This window comes from Halorubrum amylolyticum (assembly GCF_004114995.1).
In the GTDB taxonomy this organism is placed as follows: domain Archaea; phylum Halobacteriota; class Halobacteria; order Halobacteriales; family Haloferacaceae; genus Halorubrum; species Halorubrum amylolyticum.
In genome coordinates this window covers 1-7,233 of sequence record NZ_SDJP01000058.1, presented here as the reverse complement: position 1 = coordinate 7,233, position 7,233 = coordinate 1, and the positions used below count along the sequence as shown (strand labels likewise).

Sequence of the window (7,233 nt, the reverse complement as noted above, 5' to 3'; positions counted from 1 at the left end):
CTCGTCGGCCGGCGCTTATTAGCGCCGGCCGACTCCCTCGCACGCGCTCCTCGTGGCCTGTCGGCCACTCGGAGGCGCGCGCCGACCGCAGATTAGCAAGTCTGAGACTATTCGGCTAGACCAGTTAGAAAAAGCGCCGGTCTGACTCCCCGCTCGCTGCGCTCGCGGGGAGTCAGGCCGGTGATTTCTCTCACTACGTTCGAGAAATGCACCGGCCGAGATTTGAACTCGGGTTGCAACCATGGCAAGGTTGCGTGATACCACTACACTACCGGTGCGTGCTTCGCACTCGGTGATTGGTCGGAGGATTACTTAAACCTGTCACATCCGACCGACGGCGGCGGGGGCCGGGAGAAACCGGACGTACCCGACGCGGCTCACTCCCCGCGCGTCGCCGCGATGTCGTCGGCGTGGGATCGAACGAGCTCGGCGAACGCGGCCGCTTCCGCCTCCTCTTGGCCCCCGTCGTCGCGGCGGTCGCGCACCCGGCGTTTGATCGCGCGGAGCGCGTCAGACTTTCCGGTCGCGATCGCGTCCGCGACCGACCGCGGGTCGTCGGCGACCCGGGAGACGAGCCCGGTCCGGAGCGCCGCGTCGGCGTCGAGCACGCGCCCTGAGAGCACGAAATCGAGCGCGTCGCCCTCGCGCATCACCCGCGGGAGGCGGACGGTCCCGCCCCACGCGCCGAACAGGCCGAACGCGACCCCGGGCTCCGCGAACGTCGCCGCGGGGGTGGCGACTCGAACGTCGGCCGCGAGCGCGAGTTCGACCCCGCCGCCGCGCGCCGCGCCGTCGATCCCGCAGACGACGACCGTCTCCGCGTCCGCGATCGCTCGGGCTGTGCGCTGGCCAGCGCGGGCGAACGACGCCGGGTCGTCCAGGGCGGCGACCACGTCGAGGTCGGCGCCGGCACAGAACGCCGCGCCGGCGCCGCGGAGGTAGGTTACCGGGGTGTCGGCGTCGGCGACGGCGGTGCGGAGCGCAGTCAGGTCCTCGGGCCGGAGGGCGTTCCGACGCGCCGGGCGGTCGATCGTCACCACGCGGACCGCGTCGTCGTCTCGGGTGCGGATCACGTCCGCGTATCCCGTTCGTTTCCAAAGGTCTTTGCCACTCGATCGAGTACCGTTACGTAATGGACGATGCCGCGCGAGCGCGTGACGCCGCGTCTGAGGCGCTCGCCGACGTCGAGCCCGATCAGCTGCGTGAGGCCCTCGAAGACCGGATCGCGAACGCCGCCGTCACCCCCGGCGTGCTGGCGCTGGTCACCGCCCGCGCGGTCGATCCCGAGGTCGATCCGGACGCGGTGGGCGACCGGGCGGCCGGCGTGCAGCTCATCTACGAGGGGCTCCGGCTCACCCGGTCGGTGGCCCACGAGGAGCCGTGGGTGACCGCGCCCACGCAGGCGTCGGACATCGACGCCGACATGGACGTGCTCACCGCCGACGTGCTCGTCTCACGCGGGTTCGCCCTGCTCGCGTGCACCGACGCCGCCGCGGCCGCGGTCGAGGTCGTGCGCGCGTTCGGCCGCGACCAGACGCTCCGGGACCGCGAGGGGACCGACCCCGCCGCGGCGGCCGCGCTCGACCGGAACCTCGAGATCGACGCCCTCGAACTCGCCGTCGTCGCCGGCACCACCGCCGTCGGCGGCGACCCGCCTGAGGAGCTGTTGACGTACGCCCGCGATCTGGCGACTGACTACGACGGCGAGTTCCCGCCGCCGGGCCGCGCGCTCCCCGAGACGACCGCCGACCGGATCGCCGACATCTCCGACCGCGCCGTGAGCGCGACCGATCGGTGATCGGCCGACGGCGGCGGACCAGTGTGTGCCTTCGTGACGGGTCGCCCCCGAATCGAAACCCCTAAAGTTGACTCCCGTCAACGACTGATTGCGCCTGGGTAGCTTAGCGGTAAAGCGCGTCCTTGGTAAGGACGAGACCCCGGATTCAAATTCCGGCCTAGGCTCTCTTTGGCTGTTACGTCCGGTAGTTACCGGGTTCTTCGTCGGTGAAACAATGTACACCACGCAAGAACGAGTACCCGGTGTCATTTCCGACACCCCGACGCAGTCATACGTTTTTGAGGAAAAGACAAGCATATTACATTATATATTTAAAATTTCGCGTGGAAAAGATCTAGATCAAGTAGAGGGATCGAATCCATGACGTACAGCTCTGAAAACAAAGTAGACGGGATCGTACTCGTCACCGAAGACGCGCAAGAGTATCTAAACCCCAGACAGGAAGTTACCTACCGCGAGCACCGCCGCAACATAACCGAATGGATGCTCGCACTCGGTAAAAACCCGGAGAAAGCCACAGGCTACAGCCATTCAACGGTTAAAAACCGGATGAACCGACTAGACCTATTCTACCGATTTATCTGGGATCGTAAAGGCCGGTACGTCCAAGAGCTGACCACGGATGACGCGGACGCTTGGATGCGGCACTTGGCGACTGAGGAGATGAAAGAGAGTACGAAGAATCACTATCAAAAGGCCGCGAAGTCCTTGTTCAAGTGGAAGCGCGAGGCGCGGAACAAGGATGTGAAGTGGGAGCCCGAGATCGAGTACAGCGACCCATCTACGACTTACACTCCAAGGGATTACCTGACCAAGGAAGACAGGCGGAAGATGCGGGAAGCATCCATGGAGTACGGAAGCGTACCCCACTACAACAGCGTAACACCTAAAGAACGCAGTAGGTGGAAGACGTATCTCTCTCAGCGGCTGCAAAAACCCAAGGAAGAAGTCACAATGAAGGACTGGCAGAAAGCCAACTCCTTCAAGTATACCTCGATGATCCACGTCGCCCTGGATGCGGGTCTACGTCCTATCGAAATCAAACGCTCAAACGTTCACTGGGTCGACACCCAAAACGGAGTCCTGAGAATACCCCGCGAAGAATCCAGTAAGAACCGGGAGAACTGGATAGTCGCACTCAAAGAAGAAACCAACTCCATATTGAAACGCTGGCTCGACGAACGAGAAACACGAGAAAAGTACGACGGCCGCGACGCACTCTGGCTCACCATGTACGGCAACCGCTACAACAAAGATAGTTTCCGGGACGTCTTCCGGAAAATCGCCAAAGAAGCCAACCTCGACTTAGAGAACCGAGACCTAACACCATACAGCATCAGACACAGTACTGCGACCTACATAGCCGAACAAGAAGGACTCGCAGTAGCCGCACAACAATGCCGTCACAAATCCAAACGCACCACTGAGAAGTACGAGCACAGCAGCACAAGCCGACAGCAAGACGCCGTCAACAACATAGACTAAAAACAACACCCTCTACCATCTCTCAATCTTCCTTGGGGTCCCCAGATAACCGCAATACAGCGTATAGTCGTTCACTGTTCCAAACCTGATTCAAAGCACTCAGTCTAAGCAGGCGGGTAGATCTATGACCTCTTTAGACCCTGGTTTTCTAACCTGATGGTACTGATAAGAGCTGTTTCAGACCTGGTTTTTCGGGGCTAAAGTTCGCTAATTGCTTTCTCGATTTTGTTTCTGGCGTCGACTATATTCTCTATTTCTTCCTGATTGTCCCCTTCATACATTGAGAGGGCTTCTTCGAGTTCATCGGAGACGTCGATTAATTGTTCTGCTAAGGCGGTGTCCGGGTCGTAGGCAGTGATGTAGTCTTCTACTTCTTCAGGTGGCCTACTGTCCTGGAAGCTGAGGTGGTATTTTTCACTCTCATTCTTTGCACAGCCTCTACAAATTGGTACGACTCCGCTGTCTGGGTCAGGTTTTATCCACAGGTCGTGTTCGTTTTGGCAGTTTCCAAATGCACATTTCATCATTATTGGATTATTTGTTAATTTTTATATACTTTCCACCAATTATCTGTCAATATGTAAGATACTTATTTAAATGTTATAGACAAATAGTAAGATAAGGTGATTGAATTGACACACGAAAACAACACACAACAGCAAGACGCAATCGAAAAAACACTGAACGAAGTCAAACGAATCGGTGGAGAGAAATTCTACAACGTAGCGAAAAACTGGGAGGAAGACGCACACAGCGGAAGCCTCCAAGAACTCGCCCAAGCACACAATCTTGAACTAACACCAGAAAACGCAACCCGGATAGCGAAAAAAGAAATCACCCACATCGTCGAACACCACGACGAACTCGGCCTCTAAAACAAAACCCCATTCTCTCTTCCTTCCATTTTATCAATATTATAACACAAAACCAAGTTATGACTACAACCGCGGAAATCCTCGACAAATATGGGCTCACACGAGAAACAGTAACACACTACATCGACGCGATCACCCGGATGAACCAGACACAGACCGCAGAAGAACTCGACGTCTCGCGCGACACCATCAACCGATACAAAAAACAGTTCTCAAAAATGGATGCCCAAGAACGCCTACTACTCATCTCCAATCTAACCCAAGAAAAACTCCTAGACCAAGGCGCGAAGTGATTTACCCATTACAGAATCAATTCAGAAAGGCGACCACGTCAAACTCATACTCGACAAAGAAAACGGGCCAGACAACCACCTACACGGGAAAACCGGAGAAATCATCAACATCGAATTCGACGACGCACAAACAGTCACCGGCAATTCTGAAGACAACTTCATCTACACAATCCGCCTAGAAAACGGAGAAATACCCGACATACACTTCCGCAGACACGACTTGAAGAAAATAGAATGACGCAAAACTATCAAGAGCTCCTAACTGAGGAAGGAAAGGAATTCATCGACAAGCTATCCTCATCTCTACGTAAGAACCAATCACTCGATCCACTGATAGAAGAATACGAAATAACTGAGTTTCGCGGTGGATCTCTTGGGCGTCGAGTTCTACCCCTCCCGGATACACTGGTACAGAACGGCTTCTTAGGACAATCAGATACAGAGACATACTTCATCCTCAAGGTTTCAGGCAAGCCACTTCCACACAACTACCGGGAGATCAAAGCTTGGGAGAAAGCCTGTGAACTCGGCTGGGAACACGAATCTCTTTTCGCTCCGATACATGCCTGGGACAACAAGGAGTACAAATGGCTGATTATGAGACGAGCGACCCCAATATCACCTCACCAAGGTGATATCGCATATCTACTGTCGGGACAAGAATACGTGTATGCTCCAGAAGCACCAAAACAGATGGAAGATAAATTGAACGACCAAGGATGGACTGTCGAAGACGTCGAAATGAACGTTGGTATCGTAGATGACGGAATCTGCATGATGGACTACGGAGGAGTGGAACGAAGAAATGATACTTTAGAACTGCCAGACTGTATGCAGAGTGAGAATTGACTTCTAAGATATCTCCGTCTATTTTGAGAAACCGATTAATAAGTTGAGTTAGAACTTCGTCATAATATGTACAACTTGGTCGAGGACGAAGACGACATCGGGGATCTAAACTCGTGGCTTGCCTTTGAAGATAGAGATAGGTTCGATCCGATTCAGGATGGCTGGATTACCGTAAATCGGCATGGCCACCACCGGTCGGAAACAGGTATAGGAACCGTTGAGCAGGGTTTTCGAATTCATGCATTCTTAGTCGACGAAGACAGTTTAGATACAGTCGTAGACACTGACCCGTTCGGAGAGGTGGGAACTTTTGATTTCAATCCTATGGCCTACGGTTCGAGAAGAGGAACTCAATATTGGGAAGAAGATCTTACGAGGAGTGTTGACGGGGTCGAGGCCAAGCGTTTTGTAATGGATTTCAGGAAGGACGCGCCACTGATTGATACAGGGTTCATCGAATACCACGACTTGATTGAAAGAGAGAAGCGAAACTTTGAGACCTACGATACCGACGAGACTGTGGTACGGTTCCCTGCTGAGAAGTGGGAATACTTGTCCTCCCAATCTAGTCATTTCGGCTTAGCAAATACGATTCGGAGTTTGGAGGTAAAGGCGGAGTTTCTGAAGGATTATCTCAAACAGCGAGGATGTGCTCTCGTACTTGCTTACTTCCAATCACGGGACGTCAGGAAGACTCAGGAGGATATTTCTCTGACGGATGATGACCGGGAGGAGTTCACTGTGCGCGGCGGGAAAGCAGTTCGAGGAGTAAGACGAAATCAGGTTGGATACGAACTGCATTGGTTCTGCCCAATAAAAGCGGATGACATCCCATACGGACGCGAGGAACGATTACAGGAAGATCGAGAAAACCTCAAATTCGAGACTAAGCAAGGATACCGCTTCTCAAAGGAAGAAGCCGTTAATGAAGAAGGGTTCGAGGATGCAGGTTACAGAAGGCCAGCTATAGGAGCCGAAGATTTGGAAGAAGCAATCAGCTTCTTCGGATGGACCTATTTCGAGCCCGAAGTCTTGGAGAAGTACAAGAACGATAGTCGGGGCTCGGTTTCCGAGTGGTCAAGACAAGGTCTCCAGGTGAACTGGCTGGACAAAATGAAGCTCCGGGCCTACCGGAATGACGAAGATCTAGTCCTCATCATCGTAGACGACCTGATCGATATACCGGATGAAGAGCTCTCCCACTGGTACCACTACAATACATCGCCTGCTGGTAACATTCCTGGGGAGATGATCACTAACTACATCGAAGCAGACTGGGTCGACTCTGAATCACCATCTGACGCAGTCATCAACGCAGTAACAGAACTGAACGAAGCCTTTGAAGCAAAATACGATGTCCGACTGTACCGCGAAGTAGGCGATGAAATCAATGCAGATAGAATGCTGAGTCTGCCACGAAATGAGCGACATGAACTACTCACTGTGATGTCTGAGGCACATCAGGTGATAGTAGAGAATCTTGATAGAGGAAACTTGGAATCGGAGCTGCCTGATGAGGTCTCAGGGGATGTTGAAGGGAAGAAATCTGCACTATTCGAGTTCGTGAGAGAATTGTCAGATATTGAAACTGCTGCCGATATCCTAGACCCAATCAACGCAGTACACGACTTCCGAAAAGAAAATAGCCATATGACCGTCAGTAGTGGTGGCTGGCCAAGAGCAGTCGATGTCCTTGGATATGAAGAAGATTCAGAAGCTTACCGAGATATGTACCGAGACGCAATGAGAGGATCCGCTACCTCGTTAAGAGAAATCATCTCCTTAATTGAGGAGGATTCAGAAGATCAAGTCGAGTAAATCCGTTCCAATTGCTTACTCAGAGCCTGTCATAGAAAGCCTCCCAAGGGAGGCTGCAGGGTTTGGAAACTGTGTCCACCAGCTCCAACGCCCTGCAAAACGTAGCTTCGGTCAA

The 7,233-nt window shown here is 53.9% G+C and carries 8 protein-coding genes and 2 tRNA genes; 7 read left to right on the top strand and 3 right to left on the bottom strand.

Annotated elements, in window-relative coordinates; translation table 11 throughout:
- Positions 1-207 precede the first annotated feature (207 nt).
- Both ESO89_RS18030 and ESO89_RS18025 read right to left on the bottom strand, forming a co-directional pair.
- Positions 208-278 (bottom strand) — tRNA-Gly (locus ESO89_RS18030).
- Between the two features lie 99 nt (positions 279-377).
- On the bottom strand, positions 378-1,073 hold the full coding sequence (locus tag ESO89_RS18025) for an enoyl-CoA hydratase/isomerase family protein (protein ID WP_128906780.1): 696 nt from the start codon (positions 1,071-1,073) through the stop codon (positions 378-380).
- A 59-nt stretch (positions 1,074-1,132) separates the two neighbouring features.
- Here ESO89_RS18025 and ESO89_RS18020 point away from each other — a divergent pair, with 59 nt between their 5' ends.
- From ESO89_RS18020 to ESO89_RS18010, 3 genes are all read left to right on the top strand, one after another.
- Complete coding sequence (locus tag ESO89_RS18020) at positions 1,133-1,798, top strand: DUF7114 family protein (RefSeq protein ID WP_128906779.1); 666 nt, start codon at positions 1,133-1,135, stop codon at positions 1,796-1,798.
- A gap of 92 nt (positions 1,799-1,890) precedes the next feature.
- Positions 1,891-1,962, top strand: a tRNA-Thr gene (locus ESO89_RS18015).
- A gap of 196 nt (positions 1,963-2,158) precedes the next feature.
- Entirely contained in the window at positions 2,159-3,283 is a 1,125-nt protein-coding gene (locus ESO89_RS18010; RefSeq protein WP_128906778.1) for a tyrosine-type recombinase/integrase, read from the top strand.
- Positions 3,284-3,480: 197 nt separating this feature from the next.
- Here ESO89_RS18010 and ESO89_RS18005 read toward each other — a convergent pair whose 3' ends face one another.
- Positions 3,481-3,810, bottom strand: coding sequence for a hypothetical protein (locus ESO89_RS18005; protein WP_128906777.1), 330 nt, complete (start codon positions 3,808-3,810; stop codon positions 3,481-3,483).
- A 96-nt stretch (positions 3,811-3,906) separates the two neighbouring features.
- Between ESO89_RS18005 and ESO89_RS18000 the strand changes: the two genes are divergently transcribed.
- From ESO89_RS18000 to ESO89_RS17985, 4 genes are all read left to right on the top strand, one after another.
- The gene (locus ESO89_RS18000) at positions 3,907-4,158 is read left to right on the top strand and encodes a hypothetical protein (protein ID WP_128906776.1); all 252 of its coding nucleotides are present in this window, start codon (positions 3,907-3,909) and stop codon (positions 4,156-4,158) included.
- 59 nt (positions 4,159-4,217) lie between these two features.
- Complete coding sequence (locus ESO89_RS17995) at positions 4,218-4,451, top strand: hypothetical protein (RefSeq protein ID WP_128906775.1); 234 nt, start codon at positions 4,218-4,220, stop codon at positions 4,449-4,451.
- A gap of 234 nt (positions 4,452-4,685) precedes the next feature.
- Positions 4,686-5,300 (top strand): hypothetical protein, encoded by a 615-nt coding sequence (locus tag ESO89_RS17990; RefSeq protein WP_128906774.1) that lies wholly within the window; start codon positions 4,686-4,688, stop codon positions 5,298-5,300.
- 66 nt (positions 5,301-5,366) lie between these two features.
- Positions 5,367-7,118, top strand: a complete 1,752-nt coding sequence (locus ESO89_RS17985; protein ID WP_128906773.1) for a hypothetical protein — start codon at positions 5,367-5,369, stop codon at positions 7,116-7,118.
- The last annotated feature ends 115 nt before the right edge of the window (positions 7,119-7,233 follow it).

Excerpts from the sequence above, each read along its gene's own strand:
- ESO89_RS17985 (WP_128906773.1), top strand. The coding sequence starts at position 5,367 with ATGTACAACTTGGTCGAGGACGAAGACGACATCGGGGATCTAAACTCG.
- ESO89_RS17990 (WP_128906774.1), top strand. The coding sequence starts at position 4,686 with ATGACGCAAAACTATCAAGAGCTCCTAACTGAGGAAGGAAAGGAATTC.
- ESO89_RS17995 (WP_128906775.1), top strand. The coding sequence starts at position 4,218 with ATGACTACAACCGCGGAAATCCTCGACAAATATGGGCTCACACGAGAA.
- ESO89_RS18005 (WP_128906777.1), bottom strand. The coding sequence starts at position 3,810 with ATGATGAAATGTGCATTTGGAAACTGCCAAAACGAACACGACCTGTGG.
- ESO89_RS18020 (WP_128906779.1), top strand. The coding sequence starts at position 1,133 with ATGGACGATGCCGCGCGAGCGCGTGACGCCGCGTCTGAGGCGCTCGCC.
- ESO89_RS18010 (WP_128906778.1), top strand. The coding sequence starts at position 2,159 with ATGACGTACAGCTCTGAAAACAAAGTAGACGGGATCGTACTCGTCACC.